The 23,778-nt window shown below is 71.6% G+C and carries 22 protein-coding genes and 1 pseudogene; 10 read left to right on the forward strand and 13 right to left on the reverse strand.

Features of this window, described 5'->3' with window-relative positions:
- Positions 1–68: 68 nt before the first annotated feature.
- A pseudogene (locus tag BXY45_RS24840) lies at positions 69–548 on the reverse strand (ester cyclase); the annotation flags it as partial.
- Here BXY45_RS24840 and BXY45_RS23210 point away from each other — a divergent pair.
- The 3 genes from BXY45_RS23210 to BXY45_RS09995 all read left to right on the forward strand — a co-directional run bounded on the left by BXY45_RS23210 (position 477) and on the right by BXY45_RS09995 (position 3,014).
- Positions 477–755 carry a hypothetical protein gene (locus BXY45_RS23210; protein ID WP_170131429.1) on the forward strand — a complete coding sequence of 93 codons (279 nt, stop codon included), beginning with the start codon at positions 477–479 and terminating at the stop codon, positions 753–755. The pseudogene BXY45_RS24840 and the gene BXY45_RS23210 overlap by 72 nt on opposite strands.
- A 137-nt stretch (positions 756–892) precedes the next feature.
- Entirely contained in the window at positions 893–1,786 is an 894-nt protein-coding gene (locus BXY45_RS09990) for an alpha/beta fold hydrolase (protein ID WP_211319428.1), read from the forward strand.
- 202 nt (positions 1,787–1,988) lie between these two features.
- Positions 1,989–3,014: a diacylglycerol/lipid kinase family protein gene (locus tag BXY45_RS09995; protein WP_109774225.1), complete on the forward strand. Its 1,026-nt coding sequence runs from the start codon at positions 1,989–1,991 to the stop codon at positions 3,012–3,014.
- A 31-nt stretch (positions 3,015–3,045) separates the two neighbouring features.
- Here BXY45_RS09995 and BXY45_RS10000 read toward each other — a convergent pair whose 3' ends face one another.
- The 9 genes from BXY45_RS10000 to BXY45_RS10040 all read right to left on the reverse strand — a co-directional run bounded on the left by BXY45_RS10000 (position 3,046) and on the right by BXY45_RS10040 (position 11,870).
- On the reverse strand, positions 3,046–3,543 hold the full coding sequence (locus tag BXY45_RS10000) for a flavin reductase family protein (RefSeq protein WP_211319429.1): 498 nt from the start codon (positions 3,541–3,543) through the stop codon (positions 3,046–3,048).
- Entirely contained in the window at positions 3,540–5,258 is a 1,719-nt protein-coding gene (locus BXY45_RS10005; protein WP_109774227.1) for an MDR family MFS transporter, read from the reverse strand. The genes BXY45_RS10000 and BXY45_RS10005 overlap by 4 nt, the downstream gene beginning before the upstream one ends.
- On the reverse strand, positions 5,255–6,595 hold the full coding sequence (locus tag BXY45_RS10010) for an NtaA/DmoA family FMN-dependent monooxygenase (RefSeq protein WP_109774229.1): 1,341 nt from the start codon (positions 6,593–6,595) through the stop codon (positions 5,255–5,257). The genes BXY45_RS10005 and BXY45_RS10010 overlap by 4 nt, the downstream gene beginning before the upstream one ends.
- Positions 6,592–7,242, reverse strand: a complete 651-nt coding sequence (locus BXY45_RS10015) for a cysteine hydrolase family protein (protein ID WP_109774231.1) — start codon at positions 7,240–7,242, stop codon at positions 6,592–6,594. The genes BXY45_RS10010 and BXY45_RS10015 overlap by 4 nt, the downstream gene beginning before the upstream one ends.
- Positions 7,239–8,309 (reverse strand): LLM class flavin-dependent oxidoreductase, encoded by a 1,071-nt coding sequence (locus BXY45_RS10020; protein ID WP_245961732.1) that lies wholly within the window; start codon positions 8,307–8,309, stop codon positions 7,239–7,241. Before BXY45_RS10020 ends, BXY45_RS10015 begins: the two co-directional genes overlap by 4 nt.
- Complete coding sequence (locus BXY45_RS10025) at positions 8,306–9,451, reverse strand: ABC transporter substrate-binding protein (RefSeq protein WP_109774232.1); 1,146 nt, start codon at positions 9,449–9,451, stop codon at positions 8,306–8,308. Before BXY45_RS10025 ends, BXY45_RS10020 begins: the two co-directional genes overlap by 4 nt.
- A 139-nt stretch (positions 9,452–9,590) precedes the next feature.
- The gene (locus tag BXY45_RS10030) at positions 9,591–10,412 is read right to left on the reverse strand and encodes an ABC transporter permease (RefSeq protein ID WP_109774406.1); all 822 of its coding nucleotides are present in this window, start codon (positions 10,410–10,412) and stop codon (positions 9,591–9,593) included.
- A gap of 10 nt (positions 10,413–10,422) precedes the next feature.
- Positions 10,423–11,238: an ABC transporter ATP-binding protein gene (locus BXY45_RS10035; RefSeq protein ID WP_109774234.1), complete on the reverse strand. Its 816-nt coding sequence runs from the start codon at positions 11,236–11,238 to the stop codon at positions 10,423–10,425.
- Positions 11,239–11,414: 176 nt separating this feature from the next.
- Positions 11,415–11,870, reverse strand: a complete 456-nt coding sequence (locus tag BXY45_RS10040) for a hypothetical protein (protein WP_211319430.1) — start codon at positions 11,868–11,870, stop codon at positions 11,415–11,417.
- Positions 11,871–11,960: 90 nt separating this feature from the next.
- Between BXY45_RS10040 and BXY45_RS10045 the strand changes: the two genes are divergently transcribed.
- From BXY45_RS10045 to BXY45_RS10070, 6 genes are all read left to right on the forward strand, one after another.
- Positions 11,961–12,842: an NAD-dependent epimerase/dehydratase family protein gene (locus tag BXY45_RS10045; protein ID WP_109774236.1), complete on the forward strand. Its 882-nt coding sequence runs from the start codon at positions 11,961–11,963 to the stop codon at positions 12,840–12,842.
- 131 nt (positions 12,843–12,973) lie between these two features.
- A complete protein-coding gene (locus tag BXY45_RS10050; RefSeq protein ID WP_109774238.1) occupies positions 12,974–14,503 on the forward strand; it encodes a protein adenylyltransferase SelO in 1,530 nt (509 codons plus the stop codon).
- A 91-nt stretch (positions 14,504–14,594) separates the two neighbouring features.
- Positions 14,595–15,281 (forward strand): LON peptidase substrate-binding domain-containing protein, encoded by a 687-nt coding sequence (locus BXY45_RS10055; protein ID WP_109774240.1) that lies wholly within the window; start codon positions 14,595–14,597, stop codon positions 15,279–15,281.
- A 31-nt stretch (positions 15,282–15,312) separates the two neighbouring features.
- Entirely contained in the window at positions 15,313–15,813 is a 501-nt protein-coding gene (ybaK, locus tag BXY45_RS10060; RefSeq protein WP_109774242.1) for a Cys-tRNA(Pro) deacylase, read from the forward strand.
- 32 nt (positions 15,814–15,845) lie between these two features.
- Positions 15,846–17,048: a methyltransferase domain-containing protein gene (locus tag BXY45_RS10065; RefSeq protein WP_109774244.1), complete on the forward strand. Its 1,203-nt coding sequence runs from the start codon at positions 15,846–15,848 to the stop codon at positions 17,046–17,048.
- Positions 17,049–17,248: 200 nt separating this feature from the next.
- Positions 17,249–17,827, forward strand: coding sequence for a CAP domain-containing protein (locus tag BXY45_RS10070; RefSeq protein ID WP_109774245.1), 579 nt, complete (start codon positions 17,249–17,251; stop codon positions 17,825–17,827).
- Positions 17,828–17,907: 80 nt separating this feature from the next.
- On the opposite strand, the gene BXY45_RS10075 is transcribed toward BXY45_RS10070, so the two are convergent.
- Positions 17,908–18,303 carry a winged helix-turn-helix transcriptional regulator gene (locus tag BXY45_RS10075; protein WP_109774247.1) on the reverse strand — a complete coding sequence of 132 codons (396 nt, stop codon included), beginning with the start codon at positions 18,301–18,303 and terminating at the stop codon, positions 17,908–17,910.
- 124 nt (positions 18,304–18,427) lie between these two features.
- Here BXY45_RS10075 and BXY45_RS10080 point away from each other — a divergent pair, with 124 nt between their 5' ends.
- Positions 18,428–19,345 carry an NADP-dependent oxidoreductase gene (locus BXY45_RS10080; protein WP_109774249.1) on the forward strand — a complete coding sequence of 306 codons (918 nt, stop codon included), beginning with the start codon at positions 18,428–18,430 and terminating at the stop codon, positions 19,343–19,345.
- A gap of 30 nt (positions 19,346–19,375) precedes the next feature.
- Here the strand turns inward: BXY45_RS10080 and BXY45_RS10085 are convergent, their stop codons facing one another.
- Positions 19,376–19,927, reverse strand: coding sequence for a hypothetical protein (locus BXY45_RS10085; protein ID WP_146211151.1), 552 nt, complete (start codon positions 19,925–19,927; stop codon positions 19,376–19,378).
- Positions 19,927–23,472 carry a DNA polymerase III subunit alpha gene (gene dnaE, locus BXY45_RS10090; protein ID WP_109774253.1) on the reverse strand — a complete coding sequence of 1,182 codons (3,546 nt, stop codon included), beginning with the start codon at positions 23,470–23,472 and terminating at the stop codon, positions 19,927–19,929. The genes BXY45_RS10085 and dnaE overlap by 1 nt, the downstream gene beginning before the upstream one ends.
- Positions 23,473–23,778: the final 306 nt, after the last annotated feature.

Here is a 23,778-nt window from a genome sequence, read left to right on the forward strand (position 1 = left end):
GTCGCAGACCAGGCGCACGGGTCCGAGCTAGTGGGTGCGCGGCCCGGGGGCGCCGTGAGCTGCCGCATCAGGCCCGCGTCGTCGCGCACCGCCCAGTGCTCGACGCCCTTGCCGCCTCGCATCCGGATGAGGTGCATCTGGCGGTACGCGAACTGCCGCCCGGTGGCCGGCAGGCCGAACCAGTCGCCGGTGTGGCGTCCGCTGTGGACGCAGTGCATGGCCACGAGGTCACCCTCGGCCACCATCTGGTCGACGGTCCACTGCTGGTCGGAGAAGGCGTGGGCCAGCAGCTCCATGAACATCGTGACGCTGCCCAGGCCCGGCGGGGTGCCGGGCGGCGCCTCGTGGTTGACGAACGACCCGTCCAGCAGCTCAGCCAGCGCGGTCTGGTCGTTGGTGGGGAAGACCTCCTCGAGGACGCGGCGCCGAGGCCTTGTTGGCCTCCACGCTGTCGACGGGTCGGGCCCCTCCTCAGGGTGCTCGACGAGGCAGCCGGAGACCCAGCGCTGGCGCAGCTCCGCGACGAGCTCGTCGAACAGCGGCTCCAGGGCCTGCGGCGCTTCGCGGAGCTCCTCGCCGAGCGCGGCGCGCTGAAGCCCAGGCTGACCGTCGACCGCGCCCGCGACCTCATCTGGACCCTCTGCGCACAGAGCAACTACGACGCCCTCGTCGGCGCCCGCGGGTGGAGCCACACCGAGTACCGCGAGTGGCTGAGCGACGCGCTGGCCGCTGCGCTCCTGCCGACCGCCGGCTAGTCGTTCTGCTCGGGGACGTCGGGGCGGCGCTCATGCGGGACGCACACCCGGGTCGGGAACCCGCAGCGGGCGGGGTGCCTGCAGGGCCGCAGCACGTCGTCGCCAAGATGAGAGCACCTCGACGAAGGAGTCGCCCCGTGCCGTACCGCACCGACCGCACCATCTCCCCCGCCGACGGCCTGGAGCTGGCCACCACCACGTGGGACGACGTCAGCGGCACCCCGCGCGGCGTGGTCCAGCTGGTCCACGGCCTCGCCGAGTACACGGCCCGCTACGACAGGTTCGCCCGAGCCCTCAACGCTGCGGGCTTCGTCGTCTCCGGCGCCGATACGCGCGGCCACGGCGGCTCGGTCTCCGCGACGGTGCCGCTGGGCAGCTTCGGCGTCCCCGGGGCGGCGGGCTTCTTCGCCGACACCGCCGCGTACGCCGGTCGCCTGGCACGCCAGTACCCCGACCTGCCGCTGTTCGCGTTCGCGCACTCGCTGGGCTCGATGTGCCTGCAAAACGTGCTCATCAACGACCCGGTGCCCTACGCCGGCGTGGTGCTGTCCGGGACGACAACGCTCGACGGGCTCATCGCGGTGGTCCAGGGCCTCGCCGCCGACCCCGACGCGGGCGAGGGGCTCGCCGGCTTCAACGCGGGGTTCGAGCAGCGCACGGGGTTCGAGTGGCTCAGCCGTGACGCCGCCGAGGTGGACGCGTACGTCGCCGATCCGCTGTGCGGTTTCGCCACCGAGGACGCCGTGCTCGGCGGCATCCTCGCCACCGCGGAGCGCACGGCGGACCCCGCCGCGCTCGGCCGGATCCGCTCCGACCTGCCGCTGCTGCTCGTCTCCGGCGACGCAGACCCGGTCGGCGGTCGCGGCGGTGCGCACGTCACGGCGCTGGCGGAGCGGTACCGCTCGGCGGGTCTGGCGGACGTCACCGTGAACCTCTACCCGGGCGCCCGCCACGAGCTGGTCAACGAGACCAACCGCGACGAGGTCACCGCCGACGTCGTCGCCTGGCTGGAGTCTCACCTGCCCTCGTGACCTCCCCTCCCCGACGATCAAGGACGTTCAGCGCGGCAACGTGCACAGCTTCCTTGATCGTCACGGGCAGGGTGATGATGATCCAGCGAATCCACTCCGCCGGGGGTGCTCCGGCGGGCGGCGGCCGCGCTGAGCAGCCAGGATGGGCAGCGCGGACGTCCAGACGGGTGCGGCTGCACGCCCCCATCCGTGAGGACCCCCGATGACCGCCGACGCTGCCGCGCGCGCCGCCACCACTTCGGCTCCGGACGGGCCTCTGCGCTGCGCCGTCGTCGTCAACCCAGCCCGCGTGGAGGACCTCGAGCAGCGCCGCGCCGCTGTCGACGCCGCCCTCACCGACGCCGGCTGGCCTGCACCGGAGTGGATCGAGACGACGCCGGACAGCCCCGGCGTCGAGCAGGCCCGGCAAGCGGCGGCCGACGGGTTCGACGTCGTCTTCGCGTGCGGCGGCGACGGGACGGTCCGCTCGTGCGTGGAAGGTCTGGTCGGGACGTCGACGGCGCTCGCCATCCTCCCGGCCGGCACCGGCAACCTGCTCGCCACCAACCTCGGCGTCCCGCAGGACCCGACCGCGGGGGTGGGGCTGGTGCTGGAGCGCGGGCGCCGCCGGATCGACGTCGGCGTCGTCGCCGGAGACGACGACGACGACAGAGATCAGCAGGACGACGACGGCGAGCGCGGGTCCGGCCAAGCCTTCGCGGTGATGGCGGGGATGGGCTTCGACGCGGCGATGCTCGACGACGCCGACTCCCGGCTCAAGAGCAGGTTCGGCCCCGTCGCCTACGTGGTGTCGGCGGTCAAGCACCTGGGCGACCGGAGCATGCACCTGGAGATCACCCTCGACGACCACCCGCCCCTGCGGCGGCGCGCGCGCAGCGTGGTGGTCGGCAACGTCGGTCGACTGCAGGCCGGGGTGCGGTTGCTGGAGCACGCGAGCCCTGACGACGGCGTCGTCGACGTCGCCGTCCTCGCCCCTCGGAACCTCGCGCACTGGGTGCGGTTGGCGTGGGGCGTGGTGCGCCGCCACTCCCGCGTGCCGCACCTGGAAGTGCACCGCGCCTCGCGCGTGGTGGTGCGCGCCGACCGGGAGCACCCGCGGGAGCTCGACGGTGACGTCATCGACCCCGGACGCTCACTGGTGGTGAACGTGCGGGAGCGCTCGCTGGAGCCGTGCGTACCGCAGCCGGAACGCAGCGCCGACCTCGCGGAGGGCTCCGAGCGCCTCTGAGGACCAGAGGATCTCCGAGAGGCGTCGGGAGTCAGGAGTCGGGCCAGACGAGCGGGTCCACGGTCGCGTCGTGGTGCATGGTGAGGACCCTCAGCACCACGAGCTCGTGGTCGCCGGCCGGGTACACGTGCTCGATCGAGGTCTCCAACCGGGCCGGGGCCGCATCGAGCAGGACGGCACCGAACTCGGTGGTGTGGTGAGGCACGTCCACGAGGCGCCGGCGGCGGTCGCGCGACGCCAGCTGCCGCGCGCGATCGGCATGGGCCTTCGCGAGGACGGAGACCCCGATCCGGGGCGCGGCACGGAGCTCCTTCCACGTCGTCGACGATTGCTGCACCGCGAAGGTGACGAGGGGCGGCACGAAGGAGACGCCCGCGGTGAAGGACGAGGCGACCATCACCACGGCCTGCCCCTCGACGTGGGCGCCCACCGCCACCAGGACCGACGGCACGCAGGCGAGGGCTCGGCGCATCTCGTCGGGGTCGGTCGTGCGCACCATCGACGACGGCGGCCCGCCGTTGGCGCTCATGCCGGGCGTCCGAGGATTGCGCGGGCGCGGCGCTCGTCGTCGCGCATGGCCTCGACGAGCGCCGCGGGGTCGGCGAAGGCTCGCTGGCCGCGCAAGCGCCGGACCATCGTCACGGAGACCTCGGCGCCGTACAGGTCGCCATCGAAGTCGAGGACGTGCACCTCGGCAGTGCGGGCCTGGCCCGCGAAGGTCGGGTTGACCCCGATGGAGACGAGAGCAGGCCTGGGCTGCGCCTCGTGTCCCACCGTGAGGTCCCCGAGGTAGACCCCGTCGGACGGCAGTGCGGATCCCTCGGCCAGCTCGATGTTCGCGGTGGGGTAACCCAGGCCGCGCCCCACCCCGGCACCGTGCACCACCCGCCCGCGGAGCTGAACGGGCCGTTCTGCGCGCTCCGACGCGGGCAGGAGCGCGCCGGCCACGACGGCCACCAGGCACGCCAGCGCGAGCGCCCCGAGCGCCGCAGCGGGACTGGCCACGGCGAGCACCGCGGCGGTCACGGCACTTCCGAGCACAGCACCCAGCTGCTTCGCCGTGTTGAACGTGCTCGACGCCGCCCCGAGCTCGGCCCTGGGGACCTCCTGCACAGCACTCAACGAGAAGGGGGACCAGACGAACGCGTTGGCGATGCCGTAGACGCCGAACGCGCCGGCCAGGGCCCAGGGTGGCCCCTCCCCCTGCATCAGGTATCCGGCGCCCGCCACGGAGATCCCGAGCAGGGAGGTGCCGAGCAGCGCGGTGACGCGGGGCCCGGCCCGCCCGGTGAGCGCGCCGACGAAGGGCACCGCGGCGACGCAGAGGATGCCCATCGGCAGCAGCAGCATCGACGCTGCCGCGGCGGAGAGTCCCGCGGAGCCCTGCAGGTACAGCATCAGCGGAACCGGCGCCGACGCGACGCAGCAGGCTGCTGCTGCGGCGCCGGTCGATCCGGCGACGAACGGCCGGCGGGACAGCAGGCGCACCGGGACCAGCGCGCCGGTACCCAGACGCGACTGCCCGACCACGACCGCGGCCACCGCCACGACACCGGCAATCACCAGAGCGGCGCGCAGCGGGGTGGAGGTGACCCCGGAGACCCCCTGCACGCCGACGACGACGGCGAGCACCCCCACCATCAGGGCCGCGACCGGCGCGAGCGGCAACCGCACCGGCAGCCGTGGCGAGGACGGCACGAACCGCAGGACGGCTACCGCCGTCACGACGCCGACGGGAACATTGACGAGGAAGACGGCCGGCCACCCCCAGCGGTCGACGAGCACGCCGCCGAGCACCGGACCGACCACGGTGGCTGCTCCGCCCCCACCGCTCCAGACCGCGAGCGCGGTGGCCAGCGCCGGCGGCTCGAACAGCTCCCGGATGATCGCGAGGCACTGCGGGGTGAGCAACGCCGCGCCGAGTCCCTGCACGGCCCGCCAGATCACCAGCGCGCCGACGCTCGGAGCCGCCGCACAGCCCACCGAGGCGATGGTGAACACCGCAAGCCCGACCAGGTACACGCGCCGCCGGCCGAACCGGTCGCCGATCCGGCCCGTGACGAGCAGGGGAACGGCGAGCGCCAGCAGGTAGGCGCTGTTGACCCAGACGGTCTGCGCTGGAGTGGCCCCCAAGTCCCGGGCCATCGCGGGAAGCGCGACGGACACGACGGTGCCGTCGATCAGCAGCACGAAGAAGCCGAGGCACAGCGCCGACAGCGCAGCCCACCGGCGTCTGGTGGTCACGTCCGCAGTGCCAGGTTCTCGCGCAGGGTGGCGCCCGGGTACCGCGGTGCGAGCGCGCCGCGAGACCGCAACGCCGGCATCAGCAGCTCGCTCAGCCGGTCGAAACCTCCGGGAGCGCCGAGCGGACTGGAGAGCATGAACCCGCCGGGGCCGCCCACGGCGTCGAAGGTCTCCTGCAGCGTGTCCGCGACCGTCTCGGCGTCACCGACGACCATGTGGTCGAGACCGGCTGCAGCGCGGCGCCCCCGTTCGAAGAACTCCTCCCGCGTGACGCACGCGGCCGGGCCCAGCTCGTCGACGAGCCCACCGACGAACCCTGCCGGGCTGGCCTGCGCCGCCCGGATCTCGTCGTGGAGCTCGCCGAGCCGGAAGGAGGCCGGCAGCGTGGAGAAGTCGTAGCCGGAGTTGTGCGAGAGGAAGACCCCGACCGCCTCCGGGTTCCAGAAGCGCAGCAGCTCGTCGCGCTCGGCGAGGGCGCCGGCGGTGGTCGGCGCGACGATCGCCTGGGTCGCCCAGAGGATCCCCACCTCGGCGGGGTCTCTGCCGACGTCCACGAGGGCCCGGTCCAGGGCCGCGCGGTGCCGCTGCTGGGCGGTGACGGTCGGACCGAAGCCGAAGACGAGGTCCGCGAAGGAGGCGCTCGCGGCGATGCCCCGGGGGGAGGCGCCGGCCTGCACGATCGGTGGGTGCCGCTGTGGACTCGGGACGCTGGCGAGCGGACCGCGCACGGAGAAGAAGCGACCCTCGTGGTGGATCGGGTGCACCTTTCGCGGATCGGCGAAGCGGCCGGTGACGACGTCGCGCACGATGGCGTCGGGTTCGACCGAGTCCCACAGGGCGCGGCAGACGGAGACGAACTCCTCCATGCGTTCGTAGCGCAGGTCGTGGTCCATGAGGTGGTCCGCCCCGTGGTTCGCCGCGTCGCTGCCCCGGGTCGAGGCGACGACGTTGAAGGCGATCCGCCCACCGGTGACGTGGTCCAGCGAGTTCAGTAACCGCGCGACGGTGAAGGGGTGCATGAAGGTGGAGGAGTAGGTGAGGCCGAAGCCGATGTGCCGGGTCGCGGTGGACAGGACCGCGATCACGGGGGCCATGTCGTGCCGTGGCCACTGGATGCCCCACTCCACGGCGGCGTCGATGCTGCCGCGCCAGGTGGAGGGGACCCCGGAGCCGTCTCCGAAGAAGAGCAGGTCGACGCCTGCTCGTTCCGCGGCGATCGCGACCTGCCGGTAGCCGGCAAGATCGGGGAAGGTTATCCCGGCTGATCCATCGGCCAGGGCCCAGCGTCCCTCGGTGTGCGCGAAGGACAGGTCGTAGGCCACGTGCATCCCCGTCATCGCGACTCTCCTCGCCCCAGCCCCCGCCACAGGGCGGTGACGTGCTCGGCCGACGCAATCACCGCGATGTTCGCCGCGAGCAGCTGCAGCGCCGCGGCGGCCAACTCGGGGGTGTAAGCCGTCGTCGCGTCCGCGGGCACGACCACGGGCCAGTCGAGCTGCATCGCGTCCTGCGCGGTCGCCAAGACACAGCACTCGCTCGTCAGTCCCACCACCGTCACCCAGCCGACCTCCGCCGCCGTCAGGCGCTCCGCCAGGTCTGTTCCGGCGAAGCCGCTGTAGCCGCGCTTGACCACCCGCACCTCACCGGCTGTGGGGGTGACCCGGTACCACTGCGCGCCCTGCGAGCCGGTCACGCACGGCTGCTCGGCCTCGCCCGTCGTGGTGCCGCGCAACCAGTCGCTGGCCCGCCACGGCCGGGCGGGGTCGCTGGCGAGCTCCACCCACACCACCGGCACGCCGAGGGCACGGGCACGCTCGACGAGGTCTCCGATCCGACCGACGACCGCGTCCAGTTCGGCGGTGGACTCGGCCGACAACCCGTACTCGCCGAGCCTGCTCGGGTCAGCGAAGTCACGTTGGACGTCGACGACGACGAGGGCGGGCCGGCCACGCAGCGCGGCCAGCCGCGGGTCGGCGGCACTCACGACGAGACCGCCGCGTCGCGGGCGCGTAGGGCGGGCAGCACCTCGTCGCCGAACCGCACGATGTCGTCGTCGTACTCCGGGAAGATCAGCATCAGCCCGTCCAGCTCGGCCTCGTCGACGATGGAGGCGATGTGGTCGATGACGGTCGACGCGGCACCCGCGACGTACGGCGTCTGGAACGCGGCCTCGCCGACGGCGCCGTCCGCCCAGGAGCGGGCCTGGTCGGCGGGGATGCCCCAGGAGGCGCGCATCGCGGCGAGCGCGCCACGGTCGAGGCCGGCGCCCCAGGCCTGCACCTTCGCCTCCGCAGCCGCATCGGTGTCGTCTTGCACGACCGTGAGCATCGAGTACGTGCGGCACGACCGTCCCAGCTGCGCGGCTCGGTCGTGGACGTCGCGGGACAGGTCCCGCATCTCCTGCAGGTTGTCGGCGGACAGGAAGGCGCCGTCGGCGAAGCGGGCCTGGAACGCTCGGGCGCGCTCCGACCTGCCGGCGCTGATGACCGTCGGGCGCTTCGACGGGTGGGGCCTCGACTCGCAGTCCTCCAGGGTGAACCAGGGGGTGCTCACGGTGACGGAGGGCTCCGACCACAGGCGCAGCACCGCTTCCGTCCACGCCTCGGTCATCCGGTAGCGGTCGTCGTGACTGAGCCCCTCGTCCCACAGGCCGAACTGCGCGAACTCCTCCGCGTACGAACCGCTCACGACGTTCATGCCGGCTCGCCCGCCGGACACGTCCTGCAGTGTCGTGAACATCTTGGCCGCGACGGCCGGGTTGTGGACGTTTGCGTGCATGGTCGCCCAGATCTGCACCCGCGACGTCGCCTCCGCGATCGCGGACATCATGGTCATCGACTCCAGCGACCGGCCCCAGTGGTCGGTGGTGCCGCCGAATCCACGCCACTTCGCCATGGACATCACGAAGTCGAGGCCTGAGTCCTCGGCCGTCACCGCAGCGCGCCGGTTCCAGGCGTAGCTCGCCTCCGGGTGCGGCGCGGTGGTGGACAGCATCCAGCCACCGTTCCCGATCGGCAGGAAGATGCCGTACTCCTTGGTGCCTCCGCTCACGGTGCCGGCCAGACGAGGGTGCCGCCGGAGTAGACGGACGTCACGAAGGAGTTGTCGAACCACCCGGCAGCGACCTCGGGCGTCACGGTGCTCGGCACGATGTCGTACTGGCGCAGCATCTGGACGAGATCCGTGACGTTCTGCGGGTCGATCCCACCCAGCGGTTGCCCGGGCGTCGGGTTGTCGGCGACCACGCTCGTCTCCGTCGTCCAGATCTTCTCGTTGAGGTCCGTGTCGTACGTCGCGCCGCTCAGGTCCTTGGCGAACCCGACGCACGTCGCGGTCGCCGCTGCATCGGCGGAGCAGGTGGCGTACGCGTGCAGCGCAGCGCGGAGCACGTCCTCCACCGCCGTGGGGTGGGCCTCGGCGAACGCGGGGTTCACGGCCATCGCGCCGATCGAGCTAGGAATGCCGTACGTCACGGGTTGCCACACCGTGACGGGGGTACCGGCCGCTTCCAGCTGGTTCGGCTCGTTCGAGATGAACCCGGTCAGCGCAGCCAGGTCGTTCTGCCGCCGCGGCAGCACCGAGGGGTCGTACCCCTCCTTCACCAGCTGGACCGACGACCAGTCGACACCGGCCTTCTCCACCATCGCTCGCACCGATGCGGGCACGTAGCCCTTGTGCCCGACGACCTTGCCGTCCAGCTGCTTGAGGTCGGTGACGTCGGGGTTGGTCATGAGGATGTCCAACCCGGCGTTGGAGTAGGACGAGATGCCGGTGATGTCGATGCCGTTCGCTCGTGCCTGGATGACGTCCTGCATCGACACGGCCGAGATCGTCGCCTGGCCGCTCGCCAGCAGCTTGGTGTTCTGGGCCGTGTCACCGCTGCCCGGCTTGAGCTGCACGTCGAGGCACAGGTCGTCGAAGTAGCCGAGGTCCTTGGCCGCGATGTACTCCAGGATCGAGACCGATGACTGGAACTGATACCCCGACAGGTAGGTGATGGTGCCCGCGGCGCGGTTCTTCGCGCAGCGGTCCGCCGAGATCGCCGCCCCGCTGCCGTCTGTGGCCACGGACGGGCTTTCGGCGGAGGGGCTTCCGGCCGAGGGGCTTCCGCCGCAGCCGGTCACGGCGAGCAGCCCCGCGAGAGCGACGAGCGCCGCGCCGCGGCGGGTCGTGAGCAGAGAAAGCTGAGACATGGGACTCCGATCCACGGTGATGAAGGGGGTGATGAAGGAGCGCAGAGGTGCTGGAGGGATGGGTTCAGAGCACGGCCGCCCGGAGGGAACGCGGGCGCGGCGTGCAGGAGAAGGGCGGTGTACGGGCGAGGAACGCCGGTCAGTCAGTGGTGCCGCGGTGCCATCGCAGGACCCGCCGCTCGACGAGGGTGATGACACCGAGGAGAGCGACACCCAGCAGCGCGAGGATGAAGATCGACGCATACACGACCGCGAGCTGGTTCATCGACGAAGCCGTGCTGATCACCGTGCCGAGCCCGCCGGTCGCTCCGGCCGCCGAAAGTTCCGCGACGACCGCACCGATGATCGACAGCGGGAAGACGATGCGCAGAGCCGCGAACACGTAGGGCAGGGCCGACGGGACGCGGACGTGCAGCAGCAGCTCCAGACGCGACGCGCGGACGGTCCGGTACACCTGGAGCACCTGCTGCGGAACCGACCGCAACCCGGTCGCGGTGTTGATGAGGATGGGGAAGAAGCAGATCAGGGCAGTGATGATGAGCTTCGGGGCTGCCCCGAACCCGAAGGCGACGACGAGCGCGGGAGCGATCGCCACCAGCGGCGTGACGTTCAGCACGACGGCGACCGGCATCACGGCTCGGCGGATCACGGCCGACTCACTGGTCAGGACTGCAAGACCGAAGGCGACGACGAAGCCGATGGCCAGGCCCGCCACCGACTCGAAGAGCGTGATCCCCGCGTTCTGCAGGTAGTACGGCAGCTCGGTGGCGAGCGTTGCGGCGACGTCCTGCAGGGGCGGCAGCAGGAACGGCATCTCCACAGCCGTGACCTGCCACGCGAGCGCGAGCACGGAGATCAGCACGAGAGGCGGCATCCACAGGGAGATCCGCAGGCGCTGCAGGACGCCGCGCTGGGTGCGGGTGGGTCGGCTGTCCACGGAGCGGGAGAGAGTGGTGGCCATCAGCGGTCGCCTACGCCGCACCGGGGACGCGCCAGGCGCCGCGCAGGGCATTCCGGACACGGTCCTCGTAGGCATGGAAGCGCCCCTGCTCGAGCAGTTGCTGGCCGCGCGGGCGCGGCAGGTCGATGTCGATCACGTCGACGACTCGACCCGGATCCGGTGCCATCACGACGACGGTGTCGGAGAGGCGCACCGCCTCCTGGATCGAGTGGGTGACGAAGAGCACGGTGGTCTGCAACTCGTCCCACAGGTCGAGCAGTTGCTCCTGCAGCGCCTCTCGCGTGAACTCGTCGAGGGCGGAGAACGGCTCGTCCATGAGCAGCACGTCCGGCCGCAGCCCGAAGGCGCGCACGATCGCCACCCGCTGCTGCATACCGCCGGAGAGCTGCGACGGCAGGCGGTGCACCGCCTCGGCAAGACCCGCTCTGGCCAGCAAGGAGAGCATGTCCGGCTCCTGGAGCACAGCCCGTGCCTCGACTCCCGCGATCTCGGCGCGACGGGCGGCCGCTCGACGGTTCATGCGGCGTGGAAGCGTGACGTTGCGGAGCACGTCCAACCACGGCAGCAGAGCGGGCGTCTGGGGGACGAGCCCGATGAGCTTGGCCGCGCAGGCGTCCTCCGGGGACACACCGTGCACGGACACCTGCCCGTGGTCCTGGGCTTCGAGCCCAGCGACGAGCCGGAGCAGGGTCGACTTCCCGCAACCGCTGGGGCCGATCAGCGAGACGAACCGCCCTGGAGGCACGGACAGCGAAACGTCGTCGAGAGCGACGGTGCCGTCACCGTAGGTCTTCCGGACTCCGTGGAGTCGTACTCCTGCGTTCATCGCCGTCCCTCCATACCTGGTGCGGCACACCTCAGGGCCGCGTCGTGTATGGCGGAGAGCGTGCGTCACGAGCGAGAGGAACTGTGACGCGGAGGTCCGCTACGACTCGGGAAGCTAGGAGCCCCGCGTTTCACCGAGCGACGCACGTGTTGCGGTCGCGTAACAGAGGATCGTCGTCAGGCGTCATCCTGTCCGTAGGCAGTGACCGATCCGTTCGCTCCAGCCCCCCACACGAGAACCGTGATCCCTGTCTCTGCGGCCGCCGTCCCTACCCAGCCGGCGAGAGCACGGCGCACCGGCTCGGCGATGACGAGCACGGGCTCCGGAGCGCCCGGGATCGTCTGCCGAAGCCAGAGCAGCTTGAAGAAGTCAGCCATGACCTTGTTCCGAAAGGCCGGCTTGTAGGCGCCCTGGTTGGCGACGAGCTGGGCGATGTAGCGGTCGGCCGCGTCGATGCCTTCGACCTCGACACGCGCACGGTCGAGCCTGATCATGCGTGGCCGCAGCTCGACTCCCAGGTGAGCCCCGGCATCCACCAGCATCCGCCGCTCGACCGAACCGGGTGCGAAGCGGCCCCACGCCCGCTCCTCGTCGGAATCGATTGCCACGCGCGCAGTGTAGGAAGGCCCCACGGTGCCGTGGCCTGGCGATCACCTGGCCTGTAAACGGCACCAGGTCGTGATCGTGGCGCCGCCGTCGAGCCGGCAGGGCAGGGTGGGGTCGTGCACATCGCAGTCACCGGAGGATCCGGCAAGCTCGGGCGGGTGGTGGTGGCCGACCTGGTCGCCCACGGCCACACCGTGCTCACCCTCGACCAGAACCCCCCGCCGGGAGGCGTCGGGGCACTGCCACGTGGAGCGCGCTTCCTGAAGGCCGACCTCGCCGATCACGGGCAGGTGCTCGAGGCGTTGCTCGGCGTGGACGAGCACCGCTCGGAGCACGGCATCGACGCCCTGGTGCACCTCGGCGCGATCCCCGCACCGGGCCTGGCCACGGACGCGGTGACGTTCCAGAACAACACCATGAGCACGTACAGCGCGTTCGCCGCGGCCCGCGCCGCGGGCATCCACAACGTGGTGTGGGCGTCGTCGGAGACGGTGCTCGGGCTGCCCTTCGACGAGGCACCGCCCTACGTGCCCGTCGACGAGGAGTACCACCCCCGCCCGAACAGCAGCTACTCGCTGAGCAAGACCCTCGGCGAGGAGATGGCGGTGCAGTTCTGTCGCTGGGACCCGCAGTCGAAGATCATCGGACTGCGGTTTTCGAACGTCATGTACGCCGATCAGTACGCCGAGTTCCCCGACTACGACGCCGACCCGCTGCTGCGGAAGTGGAACCTGTGGGGCTACATCGACGCCCGCGACGGCGCGCAGGCCGTGCGGAAGGCGCTGGAGCTGGAGGCCACCGGCGCTGACGTGTTCATCATCGCCAACGCCGACACGGTGATGCAGCGCTCCTCGGCGGAGCTCGTCGAGGAGGTCTTCCCGGGCGTGGAGATCCGCGGCGAACTGGGCGAGCACGAGACGCTGCTGAGCATCGAGAAGGCGAAGCGGGTCCTGGGCTACGCCCCGCAGCACTCCTGGCGAGACACCTTCACCGCCTGACTGCACCGTCCTCGCGCACTGTCAGGTCGTCAAGGCTGAATCCGGCCTTGAGGACCTGACAGTTCGCCTCGTCCTGACACTGTTGAGCGGCGCGGGGAAGGTGGTGGCCGCCGCGGTCGTTGACGCAAGGGATGAGCGCCCCAGCGACCACGTCCACAGCCACCAGCACCGGCACCGGCGAGCCGCATCTGACGCACGCCTTTGCCGACGCGCTGCCCGAGCTGGCCGTCCCATGGAAGGCCGCACCCGCGCCGCACCCGCAGCTCCTGGTCCTCGACGAGACGCTCGCCGCTGAGCTAGGCCTCGACCCGACCTGGCTGCGCAGCGACGACGGCGTCCGCTTCCTCACCGGCGAGCACGTCCCGGCCGGCGCCCACCCCGTCGCCCAGGTCTACGCGGGCCACCAGTTCGGCGGGTACTCCCCGCGCCTCGGCGACGGCCGTGCGCTTCTCCTCGGCGAGCTGACCACCCCCGACGGCACGCCCCGCGACCTGCACCTCAAAGGCTCCGGTCGCACGCCGCTCTCCCGCGGCGGCGACGGCCTAGCCGCCGTCGGCCCGATGCTGCGCGAGCACGTCATCAGCAGCGCCATGCACGCCCTCGGCGTGCCGACCACGCGAGCGCTCGCCGTCGTCGCCACTGGCCGTGACGTGCAGCGCGAGGTCGTGCTGCCCGGCGCGGTGCTGGCGCGCACGGCGTCCAGTCACCTGCGGGTCGGTTCGTTCCAGTACGCCCGCGCCACCGGCGACCTCGCGCTGCTGCGACGACTGGCCGACGTCGCCATCGCCCGTCACCACCCGGCCGCCGCGGCTGCAGGCTCCCCGCCGGAGCAGGCGCGCGCCCTGCTCGACGCCGTCATCGCCGCCCAGGCCGACCTCGTCGCGCAGTGGCTGCTGCTCGGCTTCGTGCACGGCGTCATGAACACCGACAACACGACCATCTCCGGCGAGACGATCGACTACGGGCCCTGCGCCTTCATCGACGTCTACGACCCGGCCGCCTCCTTCTCCTCCATCGACCACGCCGGCCGCTACGCCTACGGCGCGCAGCCGGGCGTGCTGGAGTGGAACCTCGCCCGCTTCGCGGAGACGCTCCTGCCGCTCCTGGTGGAGGGAACCGAGGACGACGACGCGAGCGGCAGCGACCGCGCGGTGGCGATCGCCACGGAGTCCCTGGGGGCGTACCGGACGAGGTTCGCGGCAGCGTGGAGATCCGGCATGCGCCGCAAGCTCGGGCTCGCGCACCTGGTTGGGGACGACGACGCCGTCGACCAGCTCGTCACCGACCTGCTGCGCCTGGCGCAGACGGACCACGTCGACCACACCGGTCTGTACCGCCGCCTCGCCGACGCGGCTCGCGCCGGCAGTACCGCCCCCGCGCGCGACCTGTTCCTAGCCCGGGAGGCCTTCGACGCGTGGGCCTCGCGCTGGCTGGCCCTCGCGCCCGATGCCGCCGCGATGGATGCGGTGAACCCCCTCTACATCCCGCGCAACCACCTCGTGGAGGAGGCGCTGGCGGCGGGGACCAACGGCGACCTCGACCCACTGGAGCGCCTCGTCGACATCGTGACCCACCCCTACGCGGAGCGCGCCGGGTGGGAGCGCTACGCCGAGCCCGCACCCGACGCCTTCGGCCCCTACACCACGTTCTGCGGCACCTAACCTCCGTGATCATGGGCGTCCGCCACCCCCCGTGAGTGGCCGATCGCCCATGATCACGGTGGGATCCAGGGAGGCTGCTTAGGCTGGGGCGGTGAGCGAGCGGCTGCCCCTGTTCCCGCTGCGTACCGTGCTGGTGCCGGGCCTCGTGCTCCCTCTGACGATCTTCGAGCCGCGCTACGTCGCCCTGGTCGAGCACCTGCTGTCCCTGCCCGAGGAGCAGCGGGCGTTCGGTGTGGTCGCGCTGCGCCACGGCCGTGACGCCGGCTCGCAGCCCGGCGCTGTCGATCTCCACGCGATCGGCTGCACCGCCGTCGTCCGCGACGTCTCCGAGCCTGATGGTCCCGGCGACGGCCGCTACGAGCTCATCACGTCCGGCGCCGTGAGGTTCCGCCTGGACGGCCTCGACGAGAACGCCGGCACCCCGTACCTCACCGGCCTGGTCAGCCCCGTGCCGGAGCAGTCGGGGGCGGACCCCGACCACCTCGCTGACCTCGCCACCTCCACCGCCGCCGCGTGGACGGCGTACCGCGTGCAGCTCGGCATCTCCACCACGGGCGTGCCCGGCGGCGTCCCGGAAGACCCGGCGGTGCTGAGCTACCTCGTCATGGCGGGCATGGTGCTCGACCTGCCCGAGCGCCAGCGGCTGCTGGAGCTCCCCGACACCGCCACCCGCCTTCGCGAGGAGCGGGCGATCCTGCGGCGCGAGCAGATCCTCATCTCCGAGCTGCGCTCCCTCCCCGCGCAGGAGCTCCTCGACGACCCGCCCGTCTACAACTGAGCCCCCTTCGACGGAAAACAGGACGACGACGATGGCCAAGAAGGCCCCGGGCGCCAGCACGCCCGCCACGGTCGCACTGGCCAAGGCCGGGGTGGCGCACACCGTGCACCCCTACGAGCACGACGCCGCCGTCTCCGCCGAGGTCGGCTACGGCCTGGAGGCCGCGCACGCCCTGGGGATCGACCCGGCGCGCGTCTACAAGACCCTCGTGGTGGAGGTCGACGGCGCGCTCGGCGTCGCGGTGCTCCCGGTGAGCTCCAAGCTCGACCTCAAGGCGGTCGGCGCGGCCCTGGGTGGCAAACGCGCCGCCATGGCCGACCCGACCGCCGCCGAGCGCACCACCGGTTACGTCCGCGGCGGCATCAGCCCCCTCGGGCAGCGCAAGCGACTGCCCACCGTCGTCGATGCGAGTGCCCTGGAGCAGCCGACGGTGCTGGTCAGCGGCGGCCGTCGCGGTCTCGACGTGGAGCTGGCCCCCGCCGACCTCGTCTCGCTGACCGGCGCCACCGTCGCGCCCGTCACCGCCGCCTGAGCACCCACCACACGGACGACCGAGCACCCACCATGCAGTGCGACTACTTCGACGCCGGGGTGTGCCGCTCGTGCACCCTCATGGGCGTCCCGCACGAGGTGCAGGTCGCCGACGCCCACGCCCGCGTCGAGACGCTCCTGCCCTCCGTCCCGGCGTGGCTCCCCCCGGCCACCGGCCCCGAGGCGCACTTCCGCAACCGCGCCAAGATGGTCGTCGCCGGCATCACCGACGCCCCCACCCTGGGCATCCTCGACGAGGCCGGCCGCGGCGTCGACCTCGTCACCTGCGGCCTCTACCCGCCATCCATCACCGACGCCCTGGAGCCGCTGCGTGCCTTCGTCACCCGCGCCGCACTGGTCCCCTACGACGTCCCCGCCCGCCGCGGCGAGCTCAAGCACGTCCACGTCACGGCCTCTCCCTCGGGCGAGCTCATGGTCAGGTTCGTGCTGCGCTCCACCGAGTCGCTGCCACGGATCCGCAAGCACCTGCCGTGGCTCCTCGAGCAGCTGCCCGCCGCCCTCGTCGTGTCCGCCAACCTCCTCCCCCAGCACGCCGCGCTGCTCGAGGGCGACGTCGAGATCCCCCTCACCCCCGCCGAGCGCCTCCCCATCCGCCAGGGCGCGGTGACGCTGCTCGCCCGTCCGCAGGGGTTCCTCCAGACCAACACGGTCGTGGCTGGGCAGCTATACGCCCAGGTGGCGGCGTGGGTGTCGGAGATCGAGGACGACGACGACGGCGAGCGCGGCCATGCGCCAGCCGCTGCGCCGACGCCCGCCCCCACCCGGCTGCGGGTGTGGGACCTCTACTGCGGCGCCGGTGGCTTCGCACTGCACGTGGCGGCGTATGACTCGACGACCGGACGAGAGGTGGTCGGCGTAGAGACGAGCGAGCAGGCCGTCGCCGCCGCCCGGGACGCCGCCTCCACCGCCCGCCTCAGCGGAACGACGTTCGTCCACGCCGACGCCACCACGTGGGCTCAGCTGCAGCCGGACGACGCCGCGCCCGACGTCGTCGTCGTCAATCCACCCCGGCGAGGACTGGGCGCGCCGCTCTGCGGCTGGCTCGACGCCGCTCCCCCGCGCGTCCGGCACCTGCTCTACTCCAGTTGCAACCCGGCGTCGCTGGCCAAGGACCTGGAGGCGCTACCCGGGTGGGAGCCGGTGCGCGGGCGGCTGTTCGCGATGTTCCCGCAGACCACGCACGTCGAGGTGCTGGTGCAGCTCCGCCGCCGCTGACAGGTGGCCAACTGCCCATGATCAACGCCAGTGGCGTCCATGATCACCGCTAACACCATCCGTGATCATGGGCAGTCGACCACCTGTGCCGGGCTCTTCGCGCCGGGCACCCGTGCCCTGCCGACGAGGTCCGGATCCGAGTTTCCTCTTCCTCACCAGGGCGAACGCCCAGAGGAAGACCAACTCGGAGGAGATCCGCCATGTCCGCTCGCGCCACTGTCCGCCGCTTCGCCGCCACCGGCCTCGCTGCCGCTCTGCTCGCCGGGGGCCTCGGTGTGGCCGCCGTTGCGCCGGCCTCCGCCGCTCCGGCCGACTGCAGCTACTACGGCTACAACTCCCGCTACGACCGGCAGGCCGTGGGGCTCGACTACGCCGAGGTGAAGCTCTTCAACGACATCAACGCCTACCGCGCCGCCAACGGCCTCCCGGCGCTGCGACTGTCGAACAGCTTGGCCCGCCCCGCGATGTGGGCGTCGCTCGACTCCGCCGTTCGCGGCTTCTCGCCGTCTAACCACGTCGACTCCCGCGGGATGAACATCCCGCAGCGCGCGCAGTACTGCTCCGGGTACACCGGCCCCATCGGCGAGATCAACTACTGGGGGTGGGGCAGCAAGTACGCGGGCTCGAACGACGCGGCGCTGGCCTGGTGGAAGCAGTCGCCGGGTCACAACGCGATGCTGCTCAGCCGCAACTACACGACGATGAGCGTGGCGTGGGCCTACATGGGCGTCAACGCTGAGGTGCGGGGTCACTGGACGGTGAACTTCGGCGTCTCGTGACCCCACGTCGGCACTCCGAGGTGGTCGACTGCCCATGATCACGGCGGGCACCGTGCGTGATCATGGGCAGTCGGCCACCGTCAGTCGGCGTCGTGGGTCTCACGGGCAGCCAACACCTGGGGCACGTGCCGCTCGGCCCACCCCTTGAGGGGCCTGATGACCTCCATGAGGGAGCGCCCGAGGTCGGTGAGCTCGTAGGTCACCGTGACCGGCACCGTCGCTTCGACGGTCCGGGTGATCAGCCCGTCGCGCTCGAGGCTGCGGAGGGTCTGCGACAACATCTTGGGACTGACGCCCGCGATGCGGCGGGCCAGCTGGGCATTGCGGGCGGGACCGTCCGCCAGGGCGCTGAGCACGAGGACGACCCACTTGTCCGTGAGCCGGTCGAGGAGGATCCGGCTGGGACAGGAGGCGAGGTAGGCGTCGTACTCGGCCTTCTCCTGGGCGCGACGCTGGGCCGCCGTCATCGTGACCATGGCTCTCCCGGTGACCTAGGCACTCTCAGGTAACTACTTCCTCCTGGTTACTGCTTGCCCTCAGGGTGATCCTCATCCGCGGACGGCACAAGGGCCGACCGCGATCTCACCCGAGGAGGGACCTGTGCTCGCCACCACCATCACCACCCCCGGCGGCCCCGAGGCGCTCCAGCTGACCGAGCTCCCGCTACCCGAGCCTGGCGCCGGGCAGGTGCGGATCCGCGTGGAGGCTGCCGCAGTCAACCCCGTCGACCTCATGCTCCGCAGCGGCGCCTTCCACCAGCTGGGGATGATCACCGGGCCGCGTGTGGGAGTCGGCATCGACCTGGCCGGGGTGGTCGACACCCTCGGGCCGGACCTCACCGACGACGCTGCCGACCGGCTCACGCCCGGGACGAGGGTTGCCGCCGTGCTGGCCTTCTCGCCCGCGGAGTCGCTGGCGTACGCCGAGTACGCGGTGGTTCCTGCGGCCGACCTCGCCGTCGTGCCCGACGGCCTCTCGTCGGTCCAGGCGGCGTCGGTGCCGCTCAACTCCCTCACCGCGGAACAGGCACTGGACCTGCTGGGGCCCGCGCGCGGCCGCACGCTGCTCGTGACCGGCGCGGCTGGAGCCGTCGGCGGGTACGCGGCGCAGCTGGCCAGCGAGCGGGGCTTCGTGGTGAGCGGTCTGGCGCGACCGTCCGACGAGGCGTTCGTCACGTCGACCGGCGCGACGCTGCTGACGGAGCTGCCGACGACGCCGGCCTTCGACGCGGTTGTCGACGCCGCCGTGCTCGAGCCCGCTGCCATCGCTGCGGTGGTGGACGACGGCGACTACGTCGGCGTCATCAGGGTGCGCCCGTACCGCGCGGAGCGCGGGATCACCGTGCACACGGTGGGCTTCCACCCCGACGGGCCGCGGCTGGCGGGACTGCTGGAGCGCAGCGCGCGCGGCGAGCTGCCGGTGCGCGTCGCGGAGGTGCTCCCGCTCAGCGAGGCACCCAAGGCCCACCGCCTGGTGGAGGCCGGTGGTCTGCGCGGCCGGGTGGTCCTGGTCCCCTGACCGGCACCCGAGGTGGCCGACTGCCCATGATCACGGACGAGGTTCTTCGTGATCATGGGCTTCCGCCACCTCAGCGGGGTCGCGAGGCGTGCGGGCGCCGCTCCAGGCGGCGGCGAGGTGGCCCATCGTCATGACGAGCGCAGCGACCGCCGGCCACACCAACAGCACACCCGTGCTGTGCGCCCGCAGAGGGCTCACCAGCCCGCGCTCCGGATCAGCCCCGGCGGCCACCTGCGCCGCCACCGACGGAGGCCCCAGCCACTGCCCCACCAGCGACGCGATGACCGCCCCGAACAGGCAACCGGCCACCACGGCCAGGCTCCGCCGCACCGGCGCCGCCCCCGGACGCACCGCCGCGACCGCCCCACACACCAGCCCGGCGGCCGCGCTGATCACCACCAGCCACCCGTCCTGCGAAGCGGTGAGCTCGGGGTCGGCGGCGCCGAGCACCGAGCCGCCCTGCAACTGCACCACGGGCCCGATCGGGGCCACGAGCCACCACACCAGACCCGCCACCACGCCGAGCAGCACCGGCCCCAGCACGGGCGCGAGCGCCCGCACACGCCGCGGCAGCCGTGGCATCAGGCGAGGCAGCTGGGCCCCAGTAGCGCCTTGAGGTCGCCGAAGAGCGACGGCGAGGGCGTCACGCGCAGCGCGTCGTCAAGACAGACCAGAACCTGCTTGTCGGTGGTGAGCAGCTTGAGGTGCACCGACGTCTGACCGCGGTGGTCCTGCAGCACACCGCGCAGCCGGTCGGCCACGGGCTCGGTGCACCGCTGCTCGGGCAGCGTGATGACCACCGGGCCGTCGGCGGCAACGGACGTGTCGGGCACGGACAGGTCCTGCGCGTGCAGCGAGGGCACGTCGTCACGGCGCGACAGACGACCCTTGACGACGACGACGGCGTCCGGCGCCAGTAGGTGCGCGAACTGCTCGTAGCTCGTGGGGAAGAACAGCACCTCCACCGCACCGCCGAGGTCCTCGACGGTGGCGATGGCCCACTGCTTGCCCTGCTTGGTCATCTTGCGCTGCAGGCCCGTGATGAGCCCGGCGATGGTCACCATCGCTCCGTCCTGCCGAGACTCGTCGGTGAGCAGCGTGGCGATGGAGCAGTCGGCGGCCGAGCTCAGCACGTGCTCGAGCCCGAAGAGCGGGTGGTCGGAGACGTACAGGCCGAGCATCTCGCGCTCGCGCGCGAGCAGCTCCTTCTTGTCCCACTCGGGCAGGTCGGGGACGGCGACCGACAGCGCCGATCCCTGGCCGACACCGTCGCCGTCGTCGTCACCCATCAGCCCACCGAACAGGTCGTACTGGCCGCGGGCCTCCTCGCGCTTGAGGCCGACGACCGAGTCGACCGCGTCCTCGTGGACGGCGAGCAGCGCCCGCCGGGGTGCGCCGAGGGAGTCGAACGCGCCGGCCTTGATGAGCGACTCGACCGTGCGCTTGTTGCAGACGACGGCGGGGACCTTGGCGAGGAAGTCGCCGAAGCTCGTGAAGGCGCCCTTCTCCTCACGGGCCTTCTCGATGGCCTCGACGACGTTCTCGCCGACGTTGCGGATGGCCGCCAGCCCGAAGCGGATGTCGGGGCCGACCGCGGCGTACGTGGCGATCGACTCGTTGACGTCAGGCGGGAGCACGGTGACGCCCATGCGACGGCACTCGTTGAGGTAGAGGGCGGACTTGTCCTTGTCGTCGCGAACGGACGTGAGCACCGCGGCCATGTACTCGGCCGGGTAGTGCGCCTTGAGGTAAGCCGTCCAGTAGGAGACGACGCCGTATGCCGCGGAGTGCGCCTTGTTGAACGCGTAGTCCGAGAATGGGAGCAGCACGTCCCACAGGGCCTTGACCGCGGCGTCGGAGAAGCCGCGCTCGTGCATGCCGGCGCTGAACTTTTCGTACTGCTTGTCCAGCTCGGACTTCTTCTTCTTGCCCATCGCGCGCCGCAGCAGGTCTGCCTGACCGAGGCTGAAGCCCGCCACGGTCTGCGCGATGGACATCACCTGCTCCTGGTAGACGATCAGGCCGTAGGTGGTGCCCAGCACCTCCGCGAGCGGTTCGGCCAGCTCGGGGTGCAGCGGCGTGATCTCCTGCTGGCCGTTCTTGCGCAGGGCGTAGTTGGTGTGGCTGCCCGCACCCATGGGGCCGGGGCGGTAGAGCGCGCCGACGGCGGAGATGTCCTCGAAGTTGTCGGGGCGCATGAGGCGCAGCAGCGAGCGCATGGGCCCGCCGTCGAACTGGAAGACGCCGAGGGTGTCACCGCGCTGGAGCAGCGCGTAGGTCTCCGGGTCGTCGAGTTCGAGCTCCTCGAGCACCACCTTCTCGCCGCGGTTGCGCTCTACGAGGCGGACGGCGTCGTCCATGATCGTGAGGTTGCGCAGGCCGAGGAAGTCCATCTTGATCAGGCCGAGCGACTCACAGCTCGGGTAGTCGAACTGCGTGATGACCTGGCCGTCCTGCTCGCGGCGCATGATCGGGATGAGGTCGATGAGCGGCTCGCTCGACATGATGACGCCGGCGGCGTGCACGCCCCACTGCCGCTTCAGGCCTTCCAGCTGCTTGGCCGTCTCGACCACCTTCTGCACGTCGGCCTCGGCCTCGTACAGCTCCCGGAACTCTTTTCCCTCCGCGTAGCGGTTGTGGGTGGGCTCGAAGATCTGATTGAGGGGCACGTCCTTGCCCATCACCGCGGCGGGCATCGCCTTGGTGATCCGGTCGCCCATGGCGAACGGGTAGCCGAGCACGCGCGAGGCGTCCTTGACGGCCTGCTTGGCCTTGATGGTGCCGTAGGTGACGATCTGCGCGACGCGGCTCTCGCCGTACTTCTCCGTCACGTACTTGATGACCTCGCCGCGTCGGCGCTCATCGAAGTCGATGTCGAAGTCGGGCATGGAGACGCGGTCGGGGTTGAGGAACCGCTCGAAGATCAGGCCGTGGCGCTGCGGGTCGAGGTCGGTGATTTCCAGGGCGTACGCGGCGATCGACCCTGCACCCGAACCGCGGCCGGGACCGACGCGGATGCCGTGGCGCTTGGCCCAGCGGATGAAGTCGGCGACGACGAGGAAGTACCCCGAGAAGCCCATCTTGGTGATGACGCCGATCTCGTACTCGGCCACGCGGCGGCTCTCCTCGGGCACCTCGCCCTTGAACCGCATGAGCAGCCCGCGCTCGACCTCCTTGACGAACCAGGAGTCTTCGCTCTCCCCCTCCGGCACGGGGTAGCGCGGCATGTACGTGCCGACGCCCTCGGTGAACTCCACCGAGCAGCGCTCGGCGATGGCGAGGGTGTTGTCGCACGCCTCCGGCAGCTCGCGCCACAGGTGGCGCATCTCGGCGGGGGTCTTGAGGTAGAACTCGTCGGCGTCGAACTTGAAGCGGTTCGGGTCCGCCAGGGTGGAACCCGACTGCACGCACAACAGGGCCGCGTGGCCCTCGGAGTGCTCCGGGCGCGTGTAGTGCAGGTCGTTGGTGGCGACCAGCGGGATGCCGAGGTCCTTCGCGAGGCGGATGAGGTCCTTCTGGATGCGGGTCTCGATCTCGAGCCCGTGGTCCATGATCTCGCAGTAGAAGTTCTCCGCGCCGAAGATGTCGCGGAACTCCGCAGCGGCCTCGACGGCCTTGTCGTACTGGCCCAGCCGCAGGCGCGTCTGCACCTCACCGGACGGGCAGCCCGTCGTCGCGATGATGCCCTTGCCGTAGGTGGTGAGCAGCTCGCGGTCCATGCGGGGCTTGAAGTAGTGCCCCTCGAGGCTGGCGAGGCTCGCCATGCGGAAGAGGTTGTGCATCCCCGCGGTGTTCTGCGCCCACATCGTCATGTGGGTGTACGCGCCGGAGCCGGAGACGTCGTCGCGGCCGGCGCTCGGGTCGCCCCACTTCACGCGGGTCTTGTCTCCCCGGGCGGTGCCCGGGGTGAGGTACGCCTCGAGCCCGATGACGGGGTTGACTCCGTGCTTCTTGCCGGCCTTCCAGAACTCGTACGCCCCGAAGATGTAGCCGTGGTCGGTGGTCGCCAGCGCCGGCATGCCCATCTCGGCGGCGGTGGCGAACAGCTCGTCGATCCTCGCGGCCCCGTCGAGCATCGAGTACTCGGTGTGGTTGTGCAGGTGGACGAACGAGTCACCAGCGGGCATGGGGCGAGGACCTCCGTGGAGCAGGCGGAGCAGGCTGGGGAAGGAGCCCCACTGTAGGCGCCGGCGACGACGATGACGGCCTCCCCGTCGCGCCCGTCCGGCGTGCCGCCGTGGCCCTGCTGGTGGGGCGCTCGCGCGCGGACCCGCCCGTCGCGGCGCGCTGGCCACGGTGACGACGGACGGGCAGAACTCCGCGATACGCCGCCCCGAACGCCCTTCGGCGGACTTCTGCACGTCCGTCGTCACGGCCTCAGCTGGTTCAGCGTCCCGCCCAGCATGCAGAAGTCCGCCACCCCGGCCTGGTGG

The organism is Quadrisphaera granulorum, assembly GCF_003149145.1.
GTDB classification, from domain to species: domain Bacteria; phylum Actinomycetota; class Actinomycetes; order Actinomycetales; family Quadrisphaeraceae; genus Quadrisphaera; species Quadrisphaera granulorum.

What these genes read in the sequence shown, in the direction of transcription:
- BXY45_RS09995 (WP_109774225.1), top strand. Translation starts at nt 1,989, where the DNA reads ATGACCGCCGACGCTGCCGCGCGCGCCGCCACCACTTCGGCTCCGGAC.
- BXY45_RS10000 (WP_211319429.1), bottom strand. Translation starts at nt 3,543, where the DNA reads ATGAGCGCCAACGGCGGGCCGCCGTCGTCGATGGTGCGCACGACCGAC.
- BXY45_RS10010 (WP_109774229.1), bottom strand. Translation starts at nt 6,595, where the DNA reads ATGACGGGGATGCACGTGGCCTACGACCTGTCCTTCGCGCACACCGAG.
- BXY45_RS10025 (WP_109774232.1), bottom strand. Translation starts at nt 9,451, where the DNA reads ATGTCTCAGCTTTCTCTGCTCACGACCCGCCGCGGCGCGGCGCTCGTC.
- BXY45_RS10030 (WP_109774406.1), bottom strand. Translation starts at nt 10,412, where the DNA reads ATGGCCACCACTCTCTCCCGCTCCGTGGACAGCCGACCCACCCGCACC.
- BXY45_RS10035 (WP_109774234.1), bottom strand. Translation starts at nt 11,238, where the DNA reads ATGAACGCAGGAGTACGACTCCACGGAGTCCGGAAGACCTACGGTGAC.
- BXY45_RS10050 (WP_109774238.1), top strand. Translation starts at nt 12,974, where the DNA reads ATGAGCGCCCCAGCGACCACGTCCACAGCCACCAGCACCGGCACCGGC.
- ybaK (WP_109774242.1), top strand. Translation starts at nt 15,313, where the DNA reads ATGGCCAAGAAGGCCCCGGGCGCCAGCACGCCCGCCACGGTCGCACTG.
- BXY45_RS10065 (WP_109774244.1), top strand. Translation starts at nt 15,846, where the DNA reads ATGCAGTGCGACTACTTCGACGCCGGGGTGTGCCGCTCGTGCACCCTC.
- BXY45_RS10070 (WP_109774245.1), top strand. Translation starts at nt 17,249, where the DNA reads ATGTCCGCTCGCGCCACTGTCCGCCGCTTCGCCGCCACCGGCCTCGCT.
- BXY45_RS10075 (WP_109774247.1), bottom strand. Translation starts at nt 18,303, where the DNA reads ATGGTCACGATGACGGCGGCCCAGCGTCGCGCCCAGGAGAAGGCCGAG.
- BXY45_RS10085 (WP_146211151.1), bottom strand. Translation starts at nt 19,927, where the DNA reads ATGCCACGGCTGCCGCGGCGTGTGCGGGCGCTCGCGCCCGTGCTGGGG.
- dnaE (WP_109774253.1), bottom strand. Translation starts at nt 23,472, where the DNA reads ATGCCCGCTGGTGACTCGTTCGTCCACCTGCACAACCACACCGAGTAC.